General features: G+C 64.4%; 25 protein-coding genes and 1 pseudogene. 18 read left to right on the top strand and 8 right to left on the bottom strand.

What is annotated here, in order from left to right; genetic code table 11:
• Window positions 1–66: 66 nt before the first annotated feature.
• Window positions 67–1359 carry an ABC transporter substrate-binding protein gene (locus tag R3D65_RS14355; protein WP_371275926.1) on the top strand — a complete coding sequence of 431 codons (1293 nt, stop codon included), beginning with the start codon at window positions 67–69 and terminating at the stop codon, window positions 1357–1359.
• A gap of 86 nt (window positions 1360–1445) precedes the next feature.
• A complete protein-coding gene (locus R3D65_RS14350; RefSeq protein ID WP_371275925.1) occupies window positions 1446–2279 on the top strand; it encodes an ABC transporter ATP-binding protein in 834 nt (277 codons plus the stop codon).
• A 111-nt stretch (window positions 2280–2390) separates the two neighbouring features.
• Here the strand turns inward: R3D65_RS14350 and R3D65_RS14345 are convergent, their stop codons facing one another.
• Entirely contained in the window at window positions 2391–3104 is a 714-nt protein-coding gene (locus tag R3D65_RS14345) for an HAD family hydrolase (RefSeq protein WP_371275924.1), read from the bottom strand.
• A 119-nt stretch (window positions 3105–3223) separates the two neighbouring features.
• On the opposite strand from R3D65_RS14345, the gene R3D65_RS14340 reads away from it, so the two are divergent.
• From R3D65_RS14340 to R3D65_RS14325, 4 genes are all read left to right on the top strand, one after another.
• A complete protein-coding gene (locus R3D65_RS14340; protein WP_371275923.1) occupies window positions 3224–3451 on the top strand; it encodes an aa3-type cytochrome c oxidase subunit IV in 228 nt (75 codons plus the stop codon).
• A 101-nt stretch (window positions 3452–3552) separates the two neighbouring features.
• Window positions 3553–4746, top strand: a complete 1194-nt coding sequence (locus tag R3D65_RS14335; RefSeq protein ID WP_371275922.1) for a Re/Si-specific NAD(P)(+) transhydrogenase subunit alpha — start codon at window positions 3553–3555, stop codon at window positions 4744–4746.
• Window positions 4746–5174 (top strand): proton-translocating transhydrogenase family protein, encoded by a 429-nt coding sequence (locus R3D65_RS14330; RefSeq protein WP_371275921.1) that lies wholly within the window; start codon window positions 4746–4748, stop codon window positions 5172–5174. Before R3D65_RS14335 ends, R3D65_RS14330 begins: the two co-directional genes overlap by 1 nt.
• Before the next feature lie 11 nt (window positions 5175–5185).
• A complete protein-coding gene (locus R3D65_RS14325; RefSeq protein WP_371275920.1) occupies window positions 5186–6586 on the top strand; it encodes an NAD(P)(+) transhydrogenase (Re/Si-specific) subunit beta in 1401 nt (466 codons plus the stop codon).
• Window positions 6587–6692: 106 nt separating this feature from the next.
• On the opposite strand, the gene R3D65_RS14320 is transcribed toward R3D65_RS14325, so the two are convergent.
• The 3 genes from R3D65_RS14320 to rpsU form a co-directional block, all read right to left on the bottom strand.
• Complete coding sequence (locus R3D65_RS14320) at window positions 6693–7178, bottom strand: DUF992 domain-containing protein (protein ID WP_371275919.1); 486 nt, start codon at window positions 7176–7178, stop codon at window positions 6693–6695.
• Window positions 7179–7284: 106 nt separating this feature from the next.
• Window positions 7285–8151, bottom strand: coding sequence for a tetratricopeptide repeat protein (locus tag R3D65_RS14315; protein WP_371275918.1), 867 nt, complete (start codon window positions 8149–8151; stop codon window positions 7285–7287).
• Between the two features lie 139 nt (window positions 8152–8290).
• Window positions 8291–8515 carry a 30S ribosomal protein S21 gene (gene rpsU, locus R3D65_RS14310; protein ID WP_371275917.1) on the bottom strand — a complete coding sequence of 75 codons (225 nt, stop codon included), beginning with the start codon at window positions 8513–8515 and terminating at the stop codon, window positions 8291–8293.
• A gap of 326 nt (window positions 8516–8841) precedes the next feature.
• Between rpsU and R3D65_RS14305 the strand changes: the two genes are divergently transcribed.
• The 7 genes and pseudogenes from R3D65_RS14305 to R3D65_RS14275 all read left to right on the top strand — a co-directional run bounded on the left by R3D65_RS14305 (window position 8842) and on the right by R3D65_RS14275 (window position 14715).
• A complete protein-coding gene (locus R3D65_RS14305) occupies window positions 8842–10095 on the top strand; it encodes a sarcosine oxidase subunit beta (RefSeq protein ID WP_371275916.1) in 1254 nt (417 codons plus the stop codon).
• Between the two features lie 23 nt (window positions 10096–10118).
• The gene (locus R3D65_RS14300; protein WP_371275915.1) at window positions 10119–10268 is read left to right on the top strand and encodes a hypothetical protein; all 150 of its coding nucleotides are present in this window, start codon (window positions 10119–10121) and stop codon (window positions 10266–10268) included.
• A gap of 15 nt (window positions 10269–10283) precedes the next feature.
• Window positions 10284–10574, top strand: a pseudogene (locus tag R3D65_RS14295) (sarcosine oxidase subunit delta).
• Complete coding sequence (locus R3D65_RS14290) at window positions 10571–13549, top strand: sarcosine oxidase subunit alpha (protein ID WP_371275914.1); 2979 nt, start codon at window positions 10571–10573, stop codon at window positions 13547–13549. Before R3D65_RS14295 ends, R3D65_RS14290 begins: the two are co-directional and overlap by 4 nt.
• Window positions 13542–14105 (top strand): sarcosine oxidase subunit gamma, encoded by a 564-nt coding sequence (locus R3D65_RS14285; RefSeq protein ID WP_371275913.1) that lies wholly within the window; start codon window positions 13542–13544, stop codon window positions 14103–14105. Before R3D65_RS14290 ends, R3D65_RS14285 begins: the two co-directional genes overlap by 8 nt.
• Before the next feature lie 63 nt (window positions 14106–14168).
• A complete protein-coding gene (locus tag R3D65_RS14280; RefSeq protein ID WP_371275911.1) occupies window positions 14169–14426 on the top strand; it encodes a hypothetical protein in 258 nt (85 codons plus the stop codon).
• 106 nt (window positions 14427–14532) lie between these two features.
• Window positions 14533–14715: a hypothetical protein gene (locus R3D65_RS14275; RefSeq protein WP_371275910.1), complete on the top strand. Its 183-nt coding sequence runs from the start codon at window positions 14533–14535 to the stop codon at window positions 14713–14715.
• On the opposite strand, the gene R3D65_RS14270 is transcribed toward R3D65_RS14275, so the two are convergent.
• Genes R3D65_RS14270 through R3D65_RS14255 form a run of 4 tightly spaced genes read right to left on the bottom strand, consistent with a single transcriptional unit; the run spans window position 14716 to window position 17869 of the window.
• On the bottom strand, window positions 14716–15492 hold the full coding sequence (locus R3D65_RS14270) for an SDR family NAD(P)-dependent oxidoreductase (protein ID WP_371275909.1): 777 nt from the start codon (window positions 15490–15492) through the stop codon (window positions 14716–14718).
• A 4-nt stretch (window positions 15493–15496) separates the two neighbouring features.
• Window positions 15497–16537, bottom strand: a complete 1041-nt coding sequence (locus R3D65_RS14265) for a phosphotransferase family protein (RefSeq protein WP_371275908.1) — start codon at window positions 16535–16537, stop codon at window positions 15497–15499.
• The gene (locus R3D65_RS14260) at window positions 16534–17037 is read right to left on the bottom strand and encodes a MaoC family dehydratase (RefSeq protein ID WP_371275907.1); all 504 of its coding nucleotides are present in this window, start codon (window positions 17035–17037) and stop codon (window positions 16534–16536) included. Before R3D65_RS14260 ends, R3D65_RS14265 begins: the two co-directional genes overlap by 4 nt.
• 16 nt (window positions 17038–17053) lie before the next feature.
• Window positions 17054–17869 carry an SDR family oxidoreductase gene (locus R3D65_RS14255; protein ID WP_371275906.1) on the bottom strand — a complete coding sequence of 272 codons (816 nt, stop codon included), beginning with the start codon at window positions 17867–17869 and terminating at the stop codon, window positions 17054–17056.
• A gap of 173 nt (window positions 17870–18042) precedes the next feature.
• On the opposite strand from R3D65_RS14255, the gene R3D65_RS14250 reads away from it, so the two are divergent.
• The 5 genes from R3D65_RS14250 to R3D65_RS14230 all read left to right on the top strand — a co-directional run bounded on the left by R3D65_RS14250 (window position 18043) and on the right by R3D65_RS14230 (window position 22909).
• Entirely contained in the window at window positions 18043–18684 is a 642-nt protein-coding gene (locus R3D65_RS14250) for a TetR/AcrR family transcriptional regulator (RefSeq protein ID WP_371276048.1), read from the top strand.
• A complete protein-coding gene (locus R3D65_RS14245; protein WP_371275905.1) occupies window positions 18681–19919 on the top strand; it encodes an acyl-CoA dehydrogenase family protein in 1239 nt (412 codons plus the stop codon). The genes R3D65_RS14250 and R3D65_RS14245 overlap by 4 nt, the downstream gene beginning before the upstream one ends.
• Window positions 19920–19924: 5 nt before the next feature.
• Complete coding sequence (locus tag R3D65_RS14240) at window positions 19925–20893, top strand: NADPH:quinone oxidoreductase family protein (protein ID WP_371275904.1); 969 nt, start codon at window positions 19925–19927, stop codon at window positions 20891–20893.
• Window positions 20894–20912: 19 nt separating this feature from the next.
• Entirely contained in the window at window positions 20913–21932 is a 1020-nt protein-coding gene (locus tag R3D65_RS14235; protein ID WP_371275903.1) for an alcohol dehydrogenase catalytic domain-containing protein, read from the top strand.
• Between the two features lie 101 nt (window positions 21933–22033).
• Complete coding sequence (locus R3D65_RS14230) at window positions 22034–22909, top strand: branched-chain amino acid ABC transporter permease (RefSeq protein ID WP_371275902.1); 876 nt, start codon at window positions 22034–22036, stop codon at window positions 22907–22909.
• Window positions 22910–22912: the final 3 nt, after the last annotated feature.

Raw genomic sequence — 22912 nt, 5'->3', positions numbered from 1 at the left:
CGCAGCCGGCCGCAGTCGCGGCCGGGTGCATCCCTTCGGAACGTCTCACAAATGGGAGGAACATTCATGGGACTGAAGACAGTACTTGCAACGGCGGCGATGGTGGCCGTGATGGGAACGGCCCCGGCCATGGCCGAACTGGTGTTCCCGGCCCTGTCCTATCGGACCGGACCCTATGCGCCGAACGGCATTCCCTTCGCCGACGGCTATGCCGACTATCTCACGCTGGTCAACGAGCGTGATGGCGGTGTCGAGGGCGAAAAGATCCGCATGATCGAATGCGAGACCGGCTACAACACGGAAAAGGGCGTGGAGTGCTACGAGTCCACCAAGGGCGAAGGCGCACTCGTCTACCAGCCGCTTTCCACGGGCATCACCTACCAGCTCATCCCCAAGGCGACGGCCGACATGATCCCGGTCCATTCCATGGGCTACGGGCGCACATCGGCCGCCAATGGCGCGATCTTCCCCTATATCTTCAACTATCCGGCCACCTATTGGGACGGCGCCTCGATCATCATCAACCACATCCTCGCGGAGAATGGCGGCGACATCAACGGCAAGAAGATCGCGCTCGTCTATCACAACTCCGCCTATGGCAAGGAGCCGATCCGCACGCTGGAGGAACTGGGCAAGAAACACGGCTACACGCTGTCGCTCTATCCGGTCGACCATCCGGGCCAGGAGCAGAAGGCGACATGGCTGCAGATCCGCCGCGACCGTCCCGATTACACGCTGATGTGGGGCTGGGGCGTGATGAACCAGGTGGCGATCCAGGAAGCGGTCAACATCCGCTATCCGATGGACCACTTCATCGGCATCTGGTGGTCGGGTTCGGAAAATGACGTGCTGCCGGCAGGTCCGGCTGCCAACGGCTACAAGCATGTCACCTTCCACGGCGTCGATGCCAACTATCCGGTCTTCGCCGACATCAAGAAGTATGTCACGGATGCCGGCAAGGCCGCCGGCGATGGCACCAATGTTGGTACCGCGCTCTACAACCGTGGTCTTTATGCCGCCATGCTGGCCGTCGAGGCCGCGCGCACGGCAATGGGCATCCACAATACCAAGCAGATCAACGGCGAAATGATGCGTGACGGCATGGAAGCGCTCAAGCTCGACCAGGCCCGCATGACCGAACTCGGCCTGCCGGGCTTCGGACCCGAGATCAACGTGAGCTGTGCCGACCATGGCGGCCCCGGCCTGGGCGCGATCGCCCAGTGGGACGCCGAGGCGAAGACGTGGAAGCTGATCAGCGATTTCGGCCCGGCCGACCGGGAAGTCATCGATGCGCTGATCAAGGAAGATTCCGAGGCGTATGCCAAGGAGAACAACATCGAGCCGCGCGCCTGCGAATAATGCGCGCTTGAACGCAAACCCCGGCGCGGACAGGTTCGCGCCGGGGCCCAAAGGGCGGCCAGGGCCGGTGATCGGGAGGAACAGGAATGGCAGATGCGGCGAGGGCCATGAACACGGCCGAAACGCTCTTGCAGGTCAACAATATCGAGGTGATCTACAATCACGTGATCCTCGTTCTCAAGGGCGTGTCGCTTTCGGTGCCGAAGGGCGGCATCACCGCCTTGCTGGGCGCCAACGGCGCGGGCAAGACAACCACGCTGAAGGCCATTTCGAACCTGCTTCGCGGTGAGCGCGGCGAGGTGACGAAAGGGTCGATCTCGTTCAACAACGAGACGGTACACAACCTGTCTCCCAATGACCTCGTTCGCCGCGGCTGCATCCAGGTCATGGAAGGGCGCCATTGCTTCGGCCATCTGACGATCGAGGAAAACCTGCTGACCGGCGCGTTTACCCGCAAGGACGGCAATGCCAACGTGAAGCGCGACCTGGAGATGGTTTATGACTATTTTCCGCGACTGCGCGAGCGACGGGGCAGTCAGGCCGGCTACACGTCGGGCGGTGAGCAGCAGATGTGCGCGATCGGGCGTGCCCTGATGAGCCGTCCGAGCATGATCCTGCTGGACGAACCCTCCATGGGCCTGGCGCCGCAGCTGGTCGAGGAAATCTTCGAGATCGTGAAGAAGCTCAACGAGGAGGAGGGGGTATCCTTCCTGCTGGCCGAGCAGAACACGAATGTGGCGCTACGCTATGCCAAGTATGGCTATATCCTCGAATCGGGCCGTATCGTGCTGGATGGCGAAGCGGCGGCGCTGCGCGAAAACGACGACGTGAAGGAATTCTATCTCGGCGTCGGCGGCGAGGGCCGCCGTTCCTTCCGCGAAGTCAAGCACTACAAGCGGCGCAAGCGCTGGCTCGCCTGAGGCGCTGGACGAATTGCAGCATACCGCGAGGGGCCGCCGGCAAAGGCGGCCTTTTTCGTGTCCGCGCGGCAGCCCGTGCTTGTTGCCACCGGTAGGGAGCAGCCGGTCCGATCAGGACGGCATGCAGGACTCGATGGCGCCGACCAGCGCGGGAAGGTCTCCGATATGCGCGATCTCGCGGAAACGCGGATGAGAGAGCGGCGGTGGCGCGTGTTCCAGTTCCCATGTCAGTTCATGGGGAATGTGAACGGCCCAGCAGCCGGCTTCCAGCGCCGGAAGAATATCCGATTTCAGGGAATTGCCGGCCATCAGCGCGTTTTCGGCGCCGCTTCCATGGCGGCCGAAGACGTCGCGATAGGTCTGCGCTGTCTTTTCCGAGACGATTTCGACGGCATGGAAATGGTCGCCCAGCCCGGATGCCGCCAGTTTGCGCTCCTGGTCGAACAGGTCGCCCTTGGTGACGAGGACCAGGCGATGGCTTTCCGCAAGGCCGGCGAGCGCCTCGCGGACATGGGGCAGCGGTTCGACCGGATGGTCGTGCATGTCCCGGGCAGCGTCGAGAATCCGGCGGATGGCGGCGCCGGGCAAGGCATCTCCGGCGACATCGAGCGCCGTTTCGATCATGGACAAGGTGAAGCCCTTGATGCCGTAGCCGTATCGGGCAAGATTGCGCCGCTCGGCCTCCAGAAGCCGCTCCGACAGCGCCTCGGCGGACGCATGGTCAGCCAGGATGGCCGCAAAACGCTCCTGGGTCAGCCGGTAGAAGCGTTCATTGTGCCAGAGCGTGTCATCGGCATCCAGGCCGATCAGCGGCAAGCGTGTCACGGATGGTCTCCCAGAGGCATGCGTCAAAGTGAATGGGGGGTTGACCCTATAGCGCCATTGCCCTTGGTGCCAGGATTCGGTAATGGCAATAAAAACAGATTTCGGAAGGGGTTGATACCATGGCTGACAATACGCCGACGGGTCCGGTGGAAATGGGCGCGGAAATGGACTACGCGGAACACGAGAAGACCTACTCCATGTTCCTCGGCCTTGCAAAATATGGCACGATCGCCTGCGTGGCGCTGCTCGTGGCGATGGCCTTCGGTTTCTTCACGTCGGCCGGGTTCATTTCCTCGGTCATCCTTTACGTGATCGTCTTCGCGCTGGGCGTCTACCTCCTGAAGTGAGGACCGCCGCGGCCTTGAAGGCCGGAGCAGCCGCGCCCGTGACCTTGGGGGACATGGCGCGGCCTCAGTGATGTCGACCGTCCCCCGGGGAGGAGCTGAGGGTGGCTCACACTGTTTTCATTCCGGTGGAATCCGACAGCGCGGAATCGCGCGTTGCGGCTTCGCCGGAAACCGTCAAGCGTCTCAAGGGGCTTGGTCTCGAAGTTGTCGTGCAAAAGGGCGCGGGCCTCAAGTCGCGCATCCTGGATGCCGACTACGAAAAGGCCGGTGCGACACTGGGTACGGCGGCCGGTGCCGGCAAGGCCGATGTCATCCTGAAGGTGCGCAGGCCGAACGCCAAGGAAGCCAAGGCCTACAAGAGCGGTGCGCTGGTGATCGCCGCCATGGATCCGTTCGGTCATGAAGATGCCGTGAAGGCCATGGCCGAGGCGGGGCTGTCCGCCTTCGCCATGGAATTCATGCCGCGCATCACGCGGGCTCAGGTGATGGATATCCTGTCATCGCAGGCCAACCTGGCCGGTTATCAGGCGGTGATCGACGCGGCCGGCGAATTCGACCGCGCCATGCCGATGATGATGACCGCCGCGGGCACCGTGCCCGCTGCCAAGGTGTTCGTGATGGGTGCCGGCGTCGCTGGCCTGCAGGCCATTGCCACGGCCAAGCGCCTTGGCGCAGCGGTCACCGCCACGGATGTGCGCCCGGCCGCCAAGGAACAGGTGGCGTCGCTGGGCGGCAAGTTCATCGCCGTGGAGGACGAGGAGTTCAAGGCGGCCGAGACGGCCGGCGGCTATGCCAAGGAAATGTCCAAGGAGTACCAGGCCAAGCAGGCGGCTCTGGTGGCAGAGCATATCGCCAAGCAGGATATCGTGATCACGACGGCGCTCATTCCGGGGCGTCCGGCGCCGCGGCTGATCTCGGCCGACATGGTCAAGTCGATGAAGCCGGGTTCGGTGATCGTCGACCTGGCGGTGGAGCGCGGCGGCAATGTCGAGGGCGCGAAGGCCGGCGAGGTGGTCGATGTCGACGGTGTGAAGATCGTCGGCCATCTCAACATGGCCGGGCGAATCGCCGCTTCGGCCTCGCTGCTCTATGCCAAGAACCTCTATGCCTTCCTTGAAACCATGGTGAACAAGGAAAACGGCGAGGTCGCGGTCAACCGGGAAGACGAACTGGTCAAGGCGACACTGCTGACCCATGCAGGCGCCATCGTGCATCCGGCCTTCGCCCCGAAGGACGAGCCGCAGGACGTTCTCGTGGCGGAGAAGGATTCCGCAGACAAGAAGGGAGAGGCGTGATGTCCGCCGAAAAACTCAACGATAGCCTCGACCAGCTTGAACAGGCGGTTCAGGCGGTGCGTCAGGCGGCCACCTCCTTCCAGGTCGATGTCCGCAACGGCGTGGCGGATGCTGCCGCCGCCGCCCATGGCGTGACCGGTGGCATCGACCCGTTCATTTTCCAGTTCTCGATCTTCGTGCTGGCGATTTTTGTCGGCTACTATGTCGTCTGGTCGGTGACGCCGGCTCTGCACACGCCGCTGATGGCGGTGACCAATGCGATTTCCTCGGTGATCGTGGTCGGTGCGCTGCTTGCTGTCGGCATTTCTGCCTCGGGCATGGCCACGGGCTTCGGCTTCATCGCCCTTGTGCTGGCCTCGGTGAACATCTTCGGCGGATTCCTCGTCACCCAGCGCATGCTGGCCATGTACAAGAAAAAAGAGAAGTGAGGACCTGACCGATGAGTGTCAATGTGGCAGCATTTCTCTATCTCGTGTCCGGCGTCCTGTTCATCCTGGCGCTGCGCGGCCTTTCTCATCCGACGACAAGCCGGCAGGGCAATGTCTATGGCATGACCGGCATGGCCATTGCCATCCTGACGACGCTGGCGCTTGCCACGCCGTCGGCAGGCGGCCTCGGCCTGATCGTTCTCGGCCTTGCCATCGGCGGTGCTGTCGGCGCCTATATCGCCCAGCGCATCCCGATGACCGCGATGCCGCAGCTGGTCGCGGCCTTTCACAGCCTTGTCGGCCTTGCCGCCGTCATGGTGGCAGCCGCCGCGCTCTATGCGCCGGAAAGTTTCGGCATCGGCAATGTGGGCGAAATCCACGGCCAGGCGCTGGTGGAAATGAGCCTCGGCGTCGCCATCGGCGCCATCACCTTCACGGGCTCGCTGATCGCCTTCGCGAAACTGGACGGCCGCATGTCCGGCAAGCCGATCATGCTGCCGATGCGCCATGCCATCAACCTCGCGATCTTCGTTGCGCTGGTCGTCCTCATCGCCATGCTGGTGATGACCGAGAGCCATGCGGTGTTCTGGCTGATCGTGGTGCTGTCGCTGGCGCTCGGCATCCTGATCATCATTCCGATCGGCGGCGCGGACATGCCGGTGGTCGTGTCCATGCTGAATTCCTATTCGGGCTGGGCAGCGGCCGGCATCGGCTTCACCCTTGGCAATATGGCGCTGATCATCACCGGTGCGCTGGTCGGTTCGTCGGGCGCAATCCTGTCCTACATCATGTGCAAGGGCATGAACCGCTCCTTCATATCGGTGATCCTGGGCGGCTTTGGCGGTGAGACTGCAGCGGGCGGAGCCGATGATGGCATCGACCGGACGGTCAAGCAGGGCTCGGCCGACGATGCGGCCTTCCTGATGATGAACGCTTCCAAGGTCATCATCGTACCGGGATACGGCATGGCGGTGGCGCAGGCGCAGCACGCGCTGCGCGAGATGGCGGACACGCTGAAGGCGCATGGCGTGGAAGTGAAATACGCCATCCACCCGGTCGCGGGCCGCATGCCGGGTCACATGAACGTGCTGCTGGCGGAAGCCAATGTGCCCTACGACGAGGTTTTCGAGCTGGAAGACATCAATTCCGAGTTTGCGCAGGCGGACGTTGCCTATGTCATCGGCGCCAATGACGTGACCAACCCGTCGGCGCGTGACGACAAGTCCTCGCCCATTTACGGCATGCCGATCCTGGACGTGGACAAGGCCAAGACCTGTCTCTTCGTCAAGCGGTCGCTCGGATCCGGCTATGCCGGCATCGACAACACGCTGTTCTACAAGGATGGCACGATGATGCTGCTGGGCGATGCCAAGAAGATGACGGAAGAAATCGTCAAGGCGATGGACGAATAGGCCGCGCGGATCGCGAACCTGTCGTGACAAGGCCCCCGGCGCTCTTTCCAGCACCGGGGGCCTTTTCTTTCCTGTCGCATGCACACATGCACTGCGGCTGCGCGCCTTATCGTGCCAGTTCGATCTCCAGTTCGGCGATTCCGGCGGCCACGTTCACGCCCTCCTGGACCTGGATGGAAACGGGCTGCAGGTTGATGGACTCATCGAAACCGCCCACGAGGACCGCGGCGCCTGCACCGCCGGCGGCAGACGCTTCCGCCGCGGCGCCGACATAGCTGCCGGCCAGGGCGCCCGGTTCGAGCGGGGTTGCGGAGGACGGGGCGAGAACGAGCCAGCGCAGCATGGCCGTTCCGGTCACACCGATATCGATGCCGTATTTGCTGATGGTGCCCGTATAGGACTCGTCGCGGCCATTTGCGGAATCGAAGTCGCAGACAAGGTCCTTGGTGGAACCGAAGATAAAGCCGGTGCCGCCGGCGACACGGCAATCGAGCGTGCCGACTTCCACGGTTTGCGCCGTGGCGGGCTGCGGCGTGGCGAAGGGAAGAAGTGCTGCCAGGGCAGCAGCGGTCAGCGGGGCGATAAGGCGCATGGTGTTTCTCCTCTTTCGATTCGCGTCGAAAGGACAAACACCGGGGAAGGGCACGGGGTTCCGGCCCGGTCCGGTCACGGCATGTTTCGCTGGAAGGGCGAAGGCGTCAGCTTCCGCGCGTACGCTGGAGCCCGGCACGGGCGGGGCCGTAGTTCGGATCGAGTGCGGCTGCACGGGCATAGGAGGCGCGGGCTTTCTTCATGTCGCCGCGCTTCTCGTAGACCAAGGCCTGATTGGCCCAGCTTTCCGCCTTCCTGTCATTGAGCTTGATGGCAAGATTGAAGTCGGCGAAGGCATTTTCGTCGTCGTTCAATGCCATGTAGGACAAGCCACGGCCGTTATAGGGTTCCGGGGCATCGCCAGACAGCGAGATGGCGGTGGAGAAATCCTCGATGGCAAAGGCGTGCTGACCGCGCGACTGGTAGATCAGGCCGCGATTGTGGTAGGCGCGCGGATCGGTCGTATCAAGCTGGATGGCGCGCTCGAAATCGCGGAAGGCGTCAAGATCGCGGCCCATCTTCCTGTACATGTTGCCGCGGCCGATATAGGCGACGTCATAATTCGCGTTGATCTGCAACGCGCGGGAATAATCGGCCTGGGCCTTGGCGAAATCGCCGGTCAGGCGGTGGATCAGTCCGCGATTGGCATAGGCCTGATAGAAATTCGGATTGAGCTGCAAGGCCGTGTCGAAATCGGCAAGCGCTTCCTGGTAACGCCCCGCCCGGCCATAGGCCGAACCGCGCACGTTGTAGGCCTCTGGATCGCGCGGACTGCGCTCGATCACCGCGGTCAGGGAAGCGATGTTCTCTTCCGAGCCCTGCGCCTTGTCGAAATTCGTCGTCTCGATGGGGGTCGTCGTATTGCAGGCCGTGAGGGCCGGCGTCACCAGCGCGAATGCCACAGCCGCGGCGAACCCGCGCGATCGAGAGGAAAACGAACCGTTGGTTGTGGAGCATCTGGTGAACACGATCAAACTACCCCCTCCGGCTTCCATCCGGCTGCGGCAACCTTGCCCCTGTGCGGCAATGTGGCCGGGTCAATAAAAAAGGTGGAGGCGAAAAACTCGCCGCCACCTGCGGTACGTCCGGAAATGGACAAAAAAACGGCGGGGATCAGCGGCCCGCGCGCCCGCCAAGCAGGCCTTCGCGCTGGGCACGCTTGCGCGCCAGCTTGCGGGCGCGGCGAACAGCCTCGGCCTTTTCGCGCGCACGCTTTTCCGACGGCTTCTCGTAGTGACCACGCATCTTCATTTCGCGGAAGATGCCTTCACGCTGCATTTTCTTCTTCAGGGCGCGGAGCGCCTGGTCAACGTTGTTGTCGCGTACGAGTACCTGCACGTGTCGATCCTGTCCTGGTCGGTTGTCTGGAAAGCAGGCCATTGTCCATACATTTCGTACAACTACTGCCTGCTCGTGGAGAGACTGCTCCCCGCGATTTGGACGGCTCCTTAGCAAAAGCAGGTATGTTTGTCGAGAGTGCTGAAGAAAAAAACGCTTGTTTGCGGCCCTGGCCGGGCATGCGTGCGGGCCGCAGGACGGGCAGGCGCGATGGAGCGGGCGCAACACGTCACCAGGGGTCGCAAACAGAGCATCGGCTTGCCGCGCCGGGCGGTAGTGGTACGCTCCGAATTGTCGTGACACGGAACAGGTGACGGGGCCGAGACATGCGCAAATATTCCGCTTTCGCCATCGCGCGCGAGGCGCTGCGCAGCCACAAGGGCTGGGAGAAGCAGTGGGATTCGCCGGAGCCTCGCGCTTCCTATGACGTGATCATCGTCGGCGCGGGCGGGCACGGCCTGGCGACCGCCTATTATCTGGCAAAGGAGCACGGCATCACCAATGTCGCCGTGCTGGACAAGGGCTGGCTCGGCGGCGGCAATACCGGCCGCAACACGACGATCATCCGGTCCAACTACCTCTACGACGAATCGGCCGGCCTTTACGACCACGCGGTGAAGCTGTGGGAGGGCCTGTCGCAGGATCTCAACTACAATGTCATGTATTCCGCGCGCGGCGTGATGATGCTGGCGCACAATGTGCATGACGAGCAGGTGTTCAAGCGCCACATTCACGCCAACCGGCTCAATGGCGTCGACAATGAATGGCTGACGCCGGCCGAGGCCAAGGCCTATTGTCCGCCGCTCAACATTTCCTCCTCGGCGCGCTATCCGGTGGTGGGGGCGGCGCTGCAGAGGCGCGGCGGGACCGCGCGCCACGACGCGGTGGCCTGGGGCTATGCGCGCGCGGCTGCGTCGCGGGGCGTGCACGTCATCCAGAATTGCGCGGTGACCGGCATCCGCCGTTCGGCCGACGGGGCGGTGGAGGGCGTCGAGACGACGCGCGGCTTCATCGGCGCGAAGAAGGTCGGTGTCGTCGCTGCGGGCAACACCACGCCGATCATGGGAATGGCCGGCCTGCGCATGCCGCTGGAGAGCTTTCCCCTGCAGGCGCTGGTGTCGGAGCCGGTCAAGCCGGTGTTCCCCTGCGTGGTCATGTCGAACACGGTTCACGCCTACATCTCCCAGTCCGACAAGGGCGAGCTGGTGATCGGCGCGGGCACGGACCAGTATACATCCTATTCGCAGACCGGCGGCCTGCACATCCTCAGCCACACGCTCGAAGCCATCTGCGAGATGTTCCCCATTTTCAGCCGCATGAAGATGCTGCGCTCGTGGGGCGGTATCGTGGACGTGACGCCGGACCGTTCGCCGATCCTGGCAAAGACGCCGGTGAAGGGGCTGTATGTGAATTGCGGCTGGGGCACGGGCGGTTTCAAGGCCACGCCGGGATCCGGACACGTCTTCGCGCACACGATCGCGCGCGACGAGCCGCACAAGATCAATGCCGGGTACACGCTGGAGCGGTTCCGCACCGGCCGGCTGATCGACGAGGCCGCGGCGGCGGCCGTGGCCCACTGAGCCGTGGGGGCTGTGCCTTCGAGATGATCCCGTTTCACCTGACGATACGCGATGAATTCGTGCCGATCGACAACCCGGCGGAACTGGTGCGGCGGATTGCCCCGCTGGCCGATATCGCCGAACGCCTGTGCGACCAGCCCCGCGGAACGCAATTGCCGCGCGGTGACCTGTAAGGGAAAGAGCCTGCCATGCTGCTGATCCGCTGTCCCTATTGCGAAGAGGAGCGCCCGGAACTGGAATTCCGCGGCGCCGGCGGGCGCTATCGCCCGCCCGCAGATATCGCCGAGATCTCGGATGAGGAATTCGAGGCCTTCTTCTTCCTGCGCGACAATCCGCGCGGGCTGACATTCCAGACGCTGGCGCCACATTCACGGCTGCGGCCGGTTCTTCAATGCCGCGCGCGCGCACGGTCTCCGACAAGTTCGTGACGACCTACAAGGCCGGTGAAGCCGAAACCCGATCTGGGAGACAAGGCATGAGCCAGAGTTTCCGTATCCCCGGCAAGGGCCGGCTGACGCCTTCGCGCGGCGTGCGTTTCTTCTTCGACGGCAGGGCGTTCGATGCGCTGGAAGGCGATACGGTGGCTTCCGCGCTGCTGGCCAATGGCGTTCACCTGGCCGGCCGCTCGTTCAAGTATCATCGGCCGCGCGGTATCCTGACCGCCGGTTCGGAGGAGCCGAATGCGCTCATCAGCGTCAGCGATACCGCCGCGACGCATACCCCCAACGTGCGCATGACCGTGCAGGAGGTCTATGACGGCCTCGTCACCAGGTCGCAAAACCGCTGGCCCTCGCTTTCGTTCGATGTGGGCGCGGTCAACAGCCTGGGCGCGCCGTTCTTCTCGGCCGGTTTCTACTACAAGACCTTCATGTGGCCGAAGGTGGCCTGGAAGAAGTTCTATGAGCCCTTCATCCGGCAGGCTGCGGGCCTCGGCATCTCGCCGAAGGAGCCGGATCCGGACCATTATGCGAACCGCTACGCCCATGGCGACCTGCTGGTCGTGGGCGGTGGCGCGGTGGGGCTGGCAGCCGCGCGGGCTGCCGCAAAGGCGGGCGCCTCGGTCATCCTGTGCGACGAGCAGGCCGAATGCGGTGGCGCCATGCGCCATGAGAGCGGTGCGCGCATCGACGGCAAGTCCGGCTGGGACTGGGCACAGGAGACGGTTGCGGCCCTGAAATCGATGGACAATGTGCGCGTGCTGACGCGGACGACGGCCTTCGGTTACCATACGCAAAATTTCATGGCGCTGGCCGAGCGGGTGACAGACCACATGGCCGATGGCAAGGGCCTGCCGCGCGAGCGGATGTGGCAGGTGCGCGCGGCACGGGTGGTGCTCGCCACGGGCGCCATCGAGCGCCAGCTCGTCTTCGGCGGCAACGACCTGCCAGGCGTGATGTTCGCCGGCGCGGCGCGGACCTATCTCAATCACCATGGCGTGGCACCCGGCCGCAAGGTGGGCGTGTTCACCGCCTGCGATTCGGCCTATGGCGCGGCATTCGATCTGGCGCGGGCCGGCGTGGCAATCCCTGTCATCGTGGACTGGCGCCACGATGTGCCGGAAGCGCTCATGCAGGAAGCGCAGGGTCTCGGCATCAAGGTTCTGGCCGGCCATCGCGTGGTTCAGGCGAAAGGCCGCCTGCGGGTCAACGGCATCGCCGTAGCCCATCGCGACGGCGGACAGGAGCGCAGTTTCGCGGTCGATGCGCTGGTCATCTCGGGTGGCTGGACACCGGCGGTGCATCTCTACTCGCAATCGCGCGGAAAGGTGGTGTGGGATCACGACACCCAGCGGTTCCTGCCCGGCGCCCCGGTGCAGGACTGTGTGACCGTGGGCGCCTGCAACGGCACCGACGATCTGGCCGCGGGCGTGGCCGAAGCGCTGGACGCCGGCAGGGCCGCCGCGACGGCGACAGGCCATGATGCCGACAGCGTGCCCGCAATCACGGTCGAAGCCAGCGAAAGTTATGCCGGCGGGCTGTCCGGCGATGCCGGCGAGATCAAGGGCAAGGCCTTCGTCGACTACCAGAACGACGTGACCGCCAAGGACATTCGCCAGGCGGTGCGCGAGGGCATGCATTCCATCGAGCATGTCAAGCGCTTCACCACCAATGGCATGGCCACCGACCAGGGCAAGACCTCCAACATGCACGGGCTTGCCATTGCCGCCGATTCGCTTGGCCGGCCCATCCCCGATGTTGGCCTGACGACCTTCCGCCAGCCGTTCACGCCGGTCACTTTCGGCACGATCGTCAACCACGGGCGCGGCGAGCTGTTCGACGTCACGCGGCGCACCCCGATCGACAGTTGGGCGCAGGAGCATGGCGCCGTCTTCGAGGATGTAGGCAACTGGAAGCGCGCGCGCTTCTTCCCGCAGGCGGGTGAGGACATGCATGCCGCCGTGGCCCGTGAATGCCGCACCGTGCGCGAGAGCGCCGGCCTGTTCGACGCATCGACGCTGGGCAAGATCGAGGTGGTGGGGCCGGATGCCGGGGCCTTCATGGACCTGATGTATACCAACCCGATGAGCAAGCTCGGCGTGGGCAAGCTGCGCTACGGCATCATGTGCCGCGAGGACGGCTTCGTCTATGACGACGGCGTTGTGGGCCGCGTGGCGGAAGACCGCTTCCATGTGACGACGACGACCGGCGGCGCACCGCGCGTCCTGCACCACATGGAAGATTACCTGCAGACGGAGTTTCCGCATCTGAAGGTCTGGCTGACCTCGGCAACCGAACAATGGGCGGTGATCGCGGTACAGGGGCCGAAGGCGCGCGAGATCGTCGCGCCGTTCGTCTCCGGCGCCGATATCTCGGCGGAGGCCTTCCCGCACATGTCCATGGCCGAATGCGAGGTCTGTGGCGTGCCGGCGCGCCTGTTCCGGGTCTCCTTCACCGGCGAGACGGGTTTCGAGATCAACGTGCCGGCGGCCTATGGCCGTTCGGTCTGGGAGATTCTGCAGGCGCGCGGCGCCGAATTCGGCGCCTGCACCTATGGCACCGAAACAATGCACGTGCTGCGCGCCGAGAAGGGCTATATCATCGTCGGTCAGGACACGGACGGAACGGTAACGCCTTTCGATGCCGGCTATGGCTGGGCCGTTTCAAAGAAGAAGACCGATTTCGTCGGCATTCGCGGGCTGAAGCGGCCGGACCTGGTGGCGGAAGGCCGCAAGCAGCTTGTCGGTCTTCTCACATCCGATCCCTCGGTCGTGCTGGAGGAAGGGGCGCAGATCGTCGCCGATCCGAACCAGCCGGTGCCGATGACCATGATCGGCCATGTCACATCGTCCTACTGGTCGGAAAGCTGCGGACGCTCCATCGCGCTGGCGCTGGTGGCGGGCGGGCGCGACCGCAAGGGCCAGACCCTGCATGTGCCCATGCCCGACCGGACCATCGCCGTCACCGTGACCGAGCCGGTGTTTTTCGATCCGAAGGGAGAGCGTCTCAATGGCTGAGCCCGCAACCACGAAAGCCGAACGTCGCGAGCCGATGGCCTCGGCCACCGTCGCCAATGCGGCGGTCACCATCAAGGCATCGCCCGTGATGACGCGCCTGGCCCTGCGGGCCGGGGAAGATGCTCTGGCAGGCCTGTCATCGGCGCTCGGGATCGACCTGCCGCGAAAGCCGAAACAGACGGCCACGAACGGCGCACGCGCCGCGCTGTGGATCGGGCCTGACGAATGGCTGGTGCTGGATGGCGACGGCGCGGACCTGATGGCAGCCGTCGGCGGCGCGGATGGCGTGTTCAGCGCCGTCGATGTGTCGCATCGCAATGTCGGGTTCGAGGTTTCCGGGACTGGTGCTGTCGATACACTGGCCAGCGCCTGTCCGCAGGATCTGCGTCCTTCCGCCTTCCCCGTCGGGGCGGCGAGCCGGACGATCCTGGCAAAGGCCGAGGTGGTGCTCTGGCGACGGGAGGATGACGCCTGGCATGTGGAATGCTGGCGCTCCTTTGCTCCCTATGTGTTCGGTCTCCTGAAGGAAGGGGCCGAGGACGCCGTTCTGGCCTGAGCGCGGGGAACCCCCGCGCCCTCCGTCGCGTTTCCCCCGGAGACAAGCGACAGGAGGCGTCTCATGAAACGCGATCTGATCAACATGCTGCCGGAAACCCGCTGGCCGGCACCGGACGGCTTCATGGCTGCGCTGTGCATGGCGGGCGGCAGCAAGACCGATCCTTCCGAGGACAAGAACCGGGAAGAATTGAACGAGGAGCTGGACGAAGGGCTCGAGGAAACCTTTCCCGCATCCGATCCGGTGTCTGTTTCGCAGACGACCACGACCGGGGAGCCCGGCGAGTTCCGCAAGAAAGGCGAAAAAAAGGCGGACAAATAATCAAGTCTGCATGAGGCAGCCTCAAGCAGTTGTCCGCGCTCACCTTTCATTAACCATAATTTCACCATGAAGGGGCTTTCTCTTCCCCTTGAGGAAGGAGGCCCCGATGAACCGGATTCAGACAGGTTACATTCCGCCCGATCCGCGATGGCCGATGCCGCAGTCGCTGCTGGACAAGCTTGCCGCCGCGCAGCCTAGCGAGCGGGGCCTGCCCGCAAGCCCGTGGTGCGAAGACGAGCGATTGCACGATCTGCCCCGCAACTGGCTTGCCTGGCGCAAATCCGCCTGATCACACCGCCGAGACGCCGCCATCGATGGTGAGCGTCTGGCCGGTCATGAAGCCGTTGGCCGGATCGCAGGCGAACAGAATGGCTTCCATCACCTCATCGATTTCTCCCAGACGCCGCATCGGCACGCCGCGCACGATATGCGCAATCCCCTCTTCCATGGTCTGCGACGTATCGCGCAGTCCGCCGAGCACCATGTCTGTGCGCGCAAAGGCCGGGCAAAGGGCGTTCACGCGGATGCCCTTGCGGGCATATTCGGCGGCTGCCGAGCGGGTGAGGCCGACGACGCCATGCTTTGCGGCGGAATAGATGGCCAGTTGCGGCGCGCCGGCCACGCCGGCCAGTGACGAGGTGTTCAGGATGGCGCAGCCGCGCCCGGTCGCCCTGGCGCGTTCCAGCATGGCGGGGATCTGGTGCTTCATGGCGTAGAAGACGCCCATCAGGTCGATATCGACAATCCGCTGCGCCAGGTCGCTGTCGATGGCGGGCAGGGGCGTGAAGCCCTGGGCGATGCCGGCATTGTTGAAGGCGATGTCCGGGCCGCCGAAGCGGTCCTGTGCCAGCGCCACGAGGCGCGCGCTGGTTTCCTCCCGCGCGATATCGCCGCCCTCATAGACATGGCGGGCCGGATCGAGTGCGGCGAAGGCGTCGCCGGGATCGGCTGCAAGGTCGGAGAGGACAAGATTGGCGCCCTCGTCGTGAAAACGCTCGGCGGCACGCTTGCCGAAGCCGCCCGTCGCGCCGGTCACGATGACCGTCAGTCCCTCGAAACGCGCCATGGTGTCATCCTTCCCTGTGAATGCCGGCCACGGCGAGGCGGGCCAGAAGCGGAACGGCCTGGCCGTAGAGGCGGGCCTTTTCGGGATTGGAGGCATTGCCGTCGAGCGAGCGCTTGTAGACGCCCTGCAGGATGGCGGCGAGGCGGAAGAAGGAAAAGGCGATGTAGAAATCCCAGTCGGCGATGCCGTCCAGCCCGCGCCGCTCGCAATAGCGCGCCACATATTCCGCCTCTGTCGGCAGGCCGATGGCATGGCGGTCCACGCCGCCCAGGCCCTTGAAACCGGAATCGTGGGGCAGGCGCCATTGCATGCACTGGTAGGCGAGATCGGCAAACGGGTGCCCGAGTGTCGACAGTTCCCAGTCCAGAAGCGCGATCACGTCGGTGCGGTCGCTGGCAAACATCATGTTGTCGAGCCGGTAATCGCCATGGACGAGGCTGACGCGCCCGTCATCGGGTGGCGCATTGGTTTCCAGCCAGGCGATCAGCGCGTCCATGTCGGGCAGGGTTTCGGTCTCCGAAGCGCGATACTGCTTGGTCCAGCGCGACAGTTGCCGCTCGAAATAGGAGCCGGGCTTGCCGAAATCGGCCAGCCCGACCGCCTCCACATCGACCGAATGCAGGGCCGCAAGCGTGCGGTTCATGGCATCGTAGATGCCGCTACGTTCTTCGTTGGAGGCAAGTTCGGCAAGCGCCGGATCCCAGAAGATGCGCCCGTCGAGGAATTCCATGACGTAGAACATGCGCCCGATCGGGCTTTCCTCGCCCTCGCCGGACAGGGCGAAGACGCGTGGCACCGGAACATCTGTCCTGGCGAGCGCCGCCATGACGCGGAATTCGCGGTCGACCTGGTGGGCCGACTTCAGCAATTGGCCGGGCGGCTTGGCGCGCAGCACGTAGCTGCCGCTTGCGGCGTCGATGCGGTAGGTGGGATTGGACTGGCCGGCGGAAAACTTGGTCACCGATTTCAGGCCTGCAAATCCCTCGACATGGGCTTCAAGCCAGGGGGCGAGGGCGGCGTCGTCAATGGCGTTGGGATCACTCATGCGTTGACCACTCCTTCCTCCATGATGGCGATGGTCTTCCACTCGGCCGTCAGCGCCGGCTTGACCACGCCCTCGATTTCCACCGTGACACCATAGGTCATCTCGACATAGCCGGACGGGCGGATCTTGAGATGATCGAGGGTGAAGCGGGCGCGGATGCGCTTGCCGGCGGGCACCGGATTGACGAAGCGAACCTTCTCGAAGCCGAAATTGACGCCCATCTTGCGGCCTTGCAGCCGCGCCAGCGCCTGGTAGGCGAAGACGGACAGCATGGACAGGGTCAGGAAACCGTGGGCAATGGTGCCGCCAAACGGCGTCTGGGCGGCGCGCTCGGGATCCACATGGATGAAATTGTGGTCCTTCGTGACATCGGCGAAGGCGTCGATCATGCCTTGGGTGATCTCGTGCCAGGGCGAGAGGCCGATCTCCTTGCCAACGGCGCCGCGCAGGTCGTCCAGCGTGGCCGGCGGCTTGCCGCTCTGGTCTGTCGGGTCGTTCATGCCGGTCTTCCTTCGCTCAGTCCTTGAAGAGGCTCATTCCGTGCTGGACGGATTGGCCCCCGTCAAGGGGAAGGATGCAGCCGGTGACATAGGCACCTGCCTTCGAACACAGGAAAAGCGTTGCGCCGGCAATATCCGACGGAGCGCCGATGCGGCCCAGCGGCACGCGCGCGCCGATGCGCCTGGCATTCTCGTCTCCGGCCGTGGCGAAGGCTGTCATCTTCGACTGGAAGGGGCCGGGCGCGAAGGCGTTGACCGTGATCCGCCGTTCGGCAAACTCGATCGCCAGCGTCCTGGTCAGGTGATGCACGGCGGCCTTCGACGCCGTGTAGGAATAGGCGCCGTCGGCTATGGGCTGGGTGCCCATCACCGAGCCCAGGTTGATGATGCGGGCGGGGTCTTCATCCGTCGCGGCCGCATCCAGCAGGCCGGTCAATTGCCGGGTCAGGTGGAACAGGCCGGTCACATTGACATCGAGCACGCGCGCCCAGGCCTTGTAGGGAAAGCTTTCATAGGGTTCGCCCCAGGAAAGGCCGGCATTGTTGACGAGGATGTCGAGCCGGCCGGTGCGGCTGGCTACTTCGGCGGCGAGCGCATCGACACCTTCCTCGGTGCCGACATCGCCGGCGAAGGCCTCCACCGAGCCCGGCAGGCCCATGGCATTGATTTCGTCCGCGGTGGCCTGGCAGGCCTCAGCCTTGCGCGAGGCGATCATCACGCGCGCGCCGCCCATGGCCAGTCCCGTGGCGCACATGCGCCCGATGCCGGTTGCCCCGCCGGTCACAAGTGCTATCTTGCCCTTGACGGAAAACAGTTCCTCCAGCCCGTTCATGACGGCGCTCCTCCCTCTCTTCACCTTTCTTGCGTGATCCCCTGTCGATCTTTCCTGAAGGATCACGTTGACAACATACTCGGTAGTATGTTCATAATTTGCCCAGCCGTAAAGAGCCTTTGGCAGAAGGACGGACGGTTGCAGCAGGGCCTGGGAGGAGCCGGTTGGACACAGTGCCGGACATTGTTGCGCTGAATGCGCATGAGCCACGCTTCGAGATCCTCGAAGCCGCCGCCGCCTGTTTCGAGGAGCGCGGCTTCGCCTCGACCTCCATCGATGACGTGGCGCGGCGGCTGGGGTCCACCAAGGGGCGCATCTACCACCATTTTTCCTCCAAGACCGACCTGTTCACCGCTGTCTACCGACACGGCATGGAGATGCTGCATGTGCATCTGCAACCGCTCGTGGCCCGTGACATGGACCCGTTGCAGAAGCTGAAGCTGCTGGCAACGGAACATGTGCGCATGATGCTGGCCACACGTGCCTTCCAGCGTGTCGTCTGGGAGGGCGTGGAACTGCATCTGCGCGGTGCGACGACGCCGGAGCAGCGCGAGGCCTTCGACGCGCTGATTGCCACGCGCGAGCGCTATTCCGCCTATTTCCGGCAAGCGGAGGAGGCGGCGAAAGCCGCCGGCCTGCTGGACTACGAGAACCTGTCGATCGCCAACCAGGTCATGTTCATGACGCTGAATTCACCGATCTTCTGGTACAAGCCGCGGCCCGGCGAAACGGACGAGGACCGCGCGGCGCTGGTGCGCCAGATCGTTACCTACGCGCTGAGGGGACTTGGCGCACGCAAGGAGCTGATAGCATGACCGACATGAACCTGGGCATGAGCGAGAAGGTGAAGCCGCTGCACGAAGCCGTGCGGCGCATGGTGCAGGAGGAGGTCCTGCCGCTGGAGGAGGAATATCTCGCCGAGGTGGCCAAGGGCAGCCGCTGGGACTTCACCGCGCGCCAGACGGAAATCCTGGAAAGCCTGAAGGCGAAGGCGCGGGAGCGCGGGCTGTGGAATTTCTGGCTGACCGATTCCGAGCGCGGCTACGGGCTGACCACGGTCGAATATGCCTATCTGGCCGAGGAAATGGGCAAGGCGCATCTGGGCGCGGAAGTGTTCAACTGCTCGGCGCCGGATACCGGCAACATGGAGGTGTTCGAGCGCTACGGCACGCAGGCGCAGAAGGATGAATGGCTGGCGCCGCTGCTGGAGGGAAAGATCCGCTCCGCCTTCCTGATGACCGAACCGGACGTGGCTTCTTCGGATGCGACCAATATCTCCATGTCCTGTGTGCGCGACGGCGATGAATACGTCATCAACGGTGAGAAGTGGTGGTCGTCGGGCGCCGGCGATCCGCGCTGCAAGATCTACATCACCATGGTCAAGACGGGCGGCGAGGACGATCCGAAGCACCGCCGGCACTCGATGGTGCTGGTGCCGGCCGGTACGCCGGGCGTCACCATCCTGCGCGCCATGGAGGTTTATGGCGAGGATGACGCGCCGCATGGCCACATGCATATCCGGTTCGAGAATGTGCGCGTGCCGGTCTCCAACATCGTCAAGGAAGAGGGCGCCGGCTTCGAGATCGCGCAGGGGCGGCTCGGGCCGGGCCGTATCCATCACTGCATGCGCGCCATCGGGCAGGCGGAGAAGGCGCTGGAGCTTATGTGCACGCGGGCGCTGCGCCGCGAGGCCTTCGGCAAGCCGATTGCCCATCTCGGCCAGAATTACGACATCATCGCCGAAGCGCGCATGGAGATCGAACAGGCGCGCCTTCTGTGCCTCAAGGCCGCCTGGATGATGGATCAGGGCGATCCGCGCGCCGCCGCGCCATGGATCAGCCAGATCAAGGTGGTGGCGCCCCGCATGGCGCTGAAGGTGACGGACGAGGCGGTGCAGATTTTCGGCGCGCAGGGCATCAGCCAGGATGCGCCGCTGGCCCGCATGTGGACGCATCTGCGCACATTGCGTTTCGCCGACGGCCCGGATGCGGTGCACCGGCGCCAGATCGCGCGCCAGGAATTGCGCAAATACACCCAGGAAAAGGTCTGATCCGCATGAAGGCAATCATCGCGAACGACTTCCAGCCCCTCGACAAGCTGGTTTATGGCGACTGGCCGGAACCGGAGGCGAAAAAGGGCGATATCGTCATCGAGGCAGAGGCCATCGGCGTCAATTTCCCCGACGGGCTTCTGGTGCAGGGGCTTTATCAGTTGCGCCCGCAGACGCCCTTCGTGCCGGGCATGGAAACCGCCGGCAAGGTGGTGGCGGTCGGCGAGGGGGTGACCGGTTTCGCGGTTGGCGACAGGGCCGCGGCGATGATGCCGTTCGGCGGCTATGCCGAACGCGTGGCCGTGCCCGCAATGAGCGCCATGAAGCTGCCGGAGGGCATGCCGGCCGATCATGCCTGCGCGTTGCTGGTCGGGTTTTCCACCTCGCACTATGCGCTGAAGCAGCGGGCGGACCTGAAAGCCGGCGAGACGCTGTGCGTGCTGGGCGCGGCCGGGCTCACCGGCCTTGCCGCCATCCAGATCGGCAAGGCGATGGGCGCGCGGGTGATCGCGGTGGCCTCCAGCGAGGAAAAGCGCGCCATCGCCAGGGAAAACGGTGCCGACGAGGTGCTGGGCTATGAAAACCTGAAGGATGAGCTGAAGCGCGTGACGGACGGCAATGGTGTGGATGTCGCCTTCGATCCCGTCGGCGGCGAGGCCTTCGACGTGCTTTCGCGCTCCATGGCCTGGGGCGGGCGGCTGCTGGTCATCGGTTTCGCATCGGGCACGATCCCGAAACTGCCCGTCAACCTGACGCTCGTGAAGGGCTATTCGCTGGTCGGCGTGTTCTGGGGCGATTTCACCCGGCGCGAGCCGGAGGTCTATGCCGCCAACATGCGCGAACTGATCGGCCTCTACATGGAGGGCAAGGTCCGGCCGGTGGTGGACGGAACCTACAGGCTGGCCGATGCGGCCTCGGTGCTGGAGCGCGTGCTCGGGCGCGGGGCCACCGGCAAGATCGTGCTGACACCGTGAGGCGGCCATGAGAAAGACAATGAAAGCGCTGCTCCAACGCGATGACGGCTTTGCCGAAAAGCCCTCGCCCATGCAACTGGAAGGCCTCGACCCCTATGTCGAACTGGCCGAAACGGACGTGCCAGAGCCCGGCGAGGGCCAGGTGCTGATCAAGGTGAAGCTGGCGTCGGTCAATCCGGCCGACGTGATGTTCATCAAGGGCATGTACGGCCAGCGGCGGGTGAAGGGAAAGCCGGCCGGCTTCGAGGGCGTCGGCGAGGTGGTGGCGTCGGGCGGAGGGGCGCATGCCGACAGCCTGAAGGGCAGGCGCGTGGCCTTCATCGCCACGCAGTCGGGAAGCTGGGCCGACTATGCACTGACCGATGCCGCCGTCTGCATTCCGCTGCGCGACGACATCCGCGATGCCGACGGCGCGGCGATGATCGTCAACCCGCTGACGGCCTATGCCATGTTCGGCATCGTGCGGGATGAGGGCGAAAAGGCCTTCATCATGAGCGCCGCGGCAAGCCAGCTTTGCAAGCTCATCGCCCGCATGGCGGCCGACGAGGGCTACCGGTCGATCGCGCTGGTGCGCCGCGACGACCAGGTCGACCTGCTGAAGAGCCATGGCGCGGCGCATGTGCTCAATGTCACCGCGCCGGATTTCGCCAAGCAACTGGCAGTGGTGCTGAAAGAGGAGAAGCCGCGCATCTTTCTCGACGCCGTCACCGGGCCGGTGGCCGGCCAGGTGTTCGCCGCCATGGGCCGCGGCGCGCGCTGGATCGTCTATGGCCGCCTGGAGGGGGCGGACACGGTGATCCCGGAGCCGGGCCAACTGATCTTCATGGACAAGCGGATCGAGGGATTCTGGCTGACGCAATGGAAGCGGCGGGCCTCGCCGGAGGAGAATGCGGCAGCGGCGCACTACGTCCAGTCCCGTTTTGCCTCCGGCGAATGGGCAACGGACGTGACGGCGGTCATCGCGCTGAGCGAAGCCCATGCGCGATTGGCCGGCGAATTGGCAAAACCGAACGGAAAGGTATTCCTTATGCCCGGATAGGCAGAGTGCGAAACAGCTTTGCCAAGGAGGGGCAAAGCTGCTTAACATGCTGAAAAAATATACGGTGAAAAACCGTAACGCGACAATGGGAGGAAACTGTCGTGGACGTAGCGCAGCTGCTGGTGAGCGGCCTTGCGAATGGCTGTATCTACGGCCTGATCGCACTGGGTTTCGTGCTCATCTACAAGGCAACCGAAGCCGTCAACTTCGCCCAGGGCGACATGATGATGCTCGGTGCCTTCGTCACCCTCTGGCTGACCAATTCGGACCAGCTCGGCCTGCCCTTCTGGATCGCTGTGCCGCTGGCCATCGCGATCATGGGCATTGTCGGATACGTCCTGGACCTCGTGGTCATCCGGCAGATGTTCGGGCAGAGCCAGGTGGCCGTGGTCATCCTGACCATCGCCATCGGCTTCGTGATGCGCTTCGTGGCCGGCACCCTGTGGGGCCACGAGCCGCAATCGCTCGAAACGCCGTTCGCGGGTATGGATGTATCCTTCGGCGGCGTGGTGCTTGGCGTCGATGAAGTGGCGGTGATCATCTCGACATTGCTGCTGACCGTCCTGTTCTACTTCTACTTCAACAATACCCGTCTCGGCGTGGCGATGCAGGCGTCCTCCCAGAACCAGCTTGCCGCCTATTACATGGGCATCCCCGTCAAGCGGGTGCAGTCACTGGTCTGGGCGCTGTCGGGCATGATGGCGACGGTGGCCGGCATACTCTATGCCTCCAAGGGATCCATCGACCCGTCCGCCGGCCTGCTGGGCATCAAGGCCTTCGCGGCGGCGGTCATCGGCGGCATGGGCTCGCTGCCGGGCGCGCTGATCGGCGGGCTTATCATCGGCGTGATGGAGCCGTTCGCGGCCTATTACATCGCCGCCGGCTACAGCCAGATCGCGCCATACCTGCTGCTTTTCCTCGTGCTGGTCTTCCGTCCCCACGGCATCCTGGCGCAAGTCCATCGCAAGAAGGTTTGAGGG

The sequence above is a fragment of the Zhengella sp. genome, from assembly GCF_041397485.1.
Lineage (GTDB): Bacteria > Pseudomonadota > Alphaproteobacteria > Rhizobiales > Rhizobiaceae > Zhengella.
This window is presented reverse-complemented; position numbering and strand designations above follow the sequence as displayed.

Coding starts and splice junctions, on each gene's coding strand:
- R3D65_RS14275 (WP_371275910.1), top strand. CDS start 14,533: ATGAACCGGATTCAGACAGGTTACATTCCGCCCGATCCGCGATGGCCG.
- R3D65_RS14305 (WP_371275916.1), top strand. CDS start 8,842: ATGCGCAAATATTCCGCTTTCGCCATCGCGCGCGAGGCGCTGCGCAGC.
- R3D65_RS14340 (WP_371275923.1), top strand. CDS start 3,224: ATGGCTGACAATACGCCGACGGGTCCGGTGGAAATGGGCGCGGAAATG.
- R3D65_RS14265 (WP_371275908.1), bottom strand. CDS start 16,537: ATGAGTGATCCCAACGCCATTGACGACGCCGCCCTCGCCCCCTGGCTT.
- R3D65_RS14285 (WP_371275913.1), top strand. CDS start 13,542: ATGGCTGAGCCCGCAACCACGAAAGCCGAACGTCGCGAGCCGATGGCC.
- R3D65_RS14245 (WP_371275905.1), top strand. CDS start 18,681: ATGACCGACATGAACCTGGGCATGAGCGAGAAGGTGAAGCCGCTGCAC.
- R3D65_RS14240 (WP_371275904.1), top strand. CDS start 19,925: ATGAAGGCAATCATCGCGAACGACTTCCAGCCCCTCGACAAGCTGGTT.
- R3D65_RS14270 (WP_371275909.1), bottom strand. CDS start 15,492: ATGGCGCGTTTCGAGGGACTGACGGTCATCGTGACCGGCGCGACGGGC.
- R3D65_RS14280 (WP_371275911.1), top strand. CDS start 14,169: ATGAAACGCGATCTGATCAACATGCTGCCGGAAACCCGCTGGCCGGCA.
- R3D65_RS14300 (WP_371275915.1), top strand. CDS start 10,119: ATGATCCCGTTTCACCTGACGATACGCGATGAATTCGTGCCGATCGAC.
- R3D65_RS14255 (WP_371275906.1), bottom strand. CDS start 17,869: ATGAACGGGCTGGAGGAACTGTTTTCCGTCAAGGGCAAGATAGCACTT.
- R3D65_RS14235 (WP_371275903.1), top strand. CDS start 20,913: ATGAAAGCGCTGCTCCAACGCGATGACGGCTTTGCCGAAAAGCCCTCG.
- R3D65_RS14350 (WP_371275925.1), top strand. CDS start 1,446: ATGGCAGATGCGGCGAGGGCCATGAACACGGCCGAAACGCTCTTGCAG.
- R3D65_RS14260 (WP_371275907.1), bottom strand. CDS start 17,037: ATGAACGACCCGACAGACCAGAGCGGCAAGCCGCCGGCCACGCTGGAC.
- R3D65_RS14320 (WP_371275919.1), bottom strand. CDS start 7,178: ATGCGCCTTATCGCCCCGCTGACCGCTGCTGCCCTGGCAGCACTTCTT.
- R3D65_RS14355 (WP_371275926.1), top strand. CDS start 67: ATGGGACTGAAGACAGTACTTGCAACGGCGGCGATGGTGGCCGTGATG.
- R3D65_RS14330 (WP_371275921.1), top strand. CDS start 4,746: ATGTCCGCCGAAAAACTCAACGATAGCCTCGACCAGCTTGAACAGGCG.
- R3D65_RS14325 (WP_371275920.1), top strand. CDS start 5,186: ATGAGTGTCAATGTGGCAGCATTTCTCTATCTCGTGTCCGGCGTCCTG.
- R3D65_RS14290 (WP_371275914.1), top strand. CDS start 10,571: ATGAGCCAGAGTTTCCGTATCCCCGGCAAGGGCCGGCTGACGCCTTCG.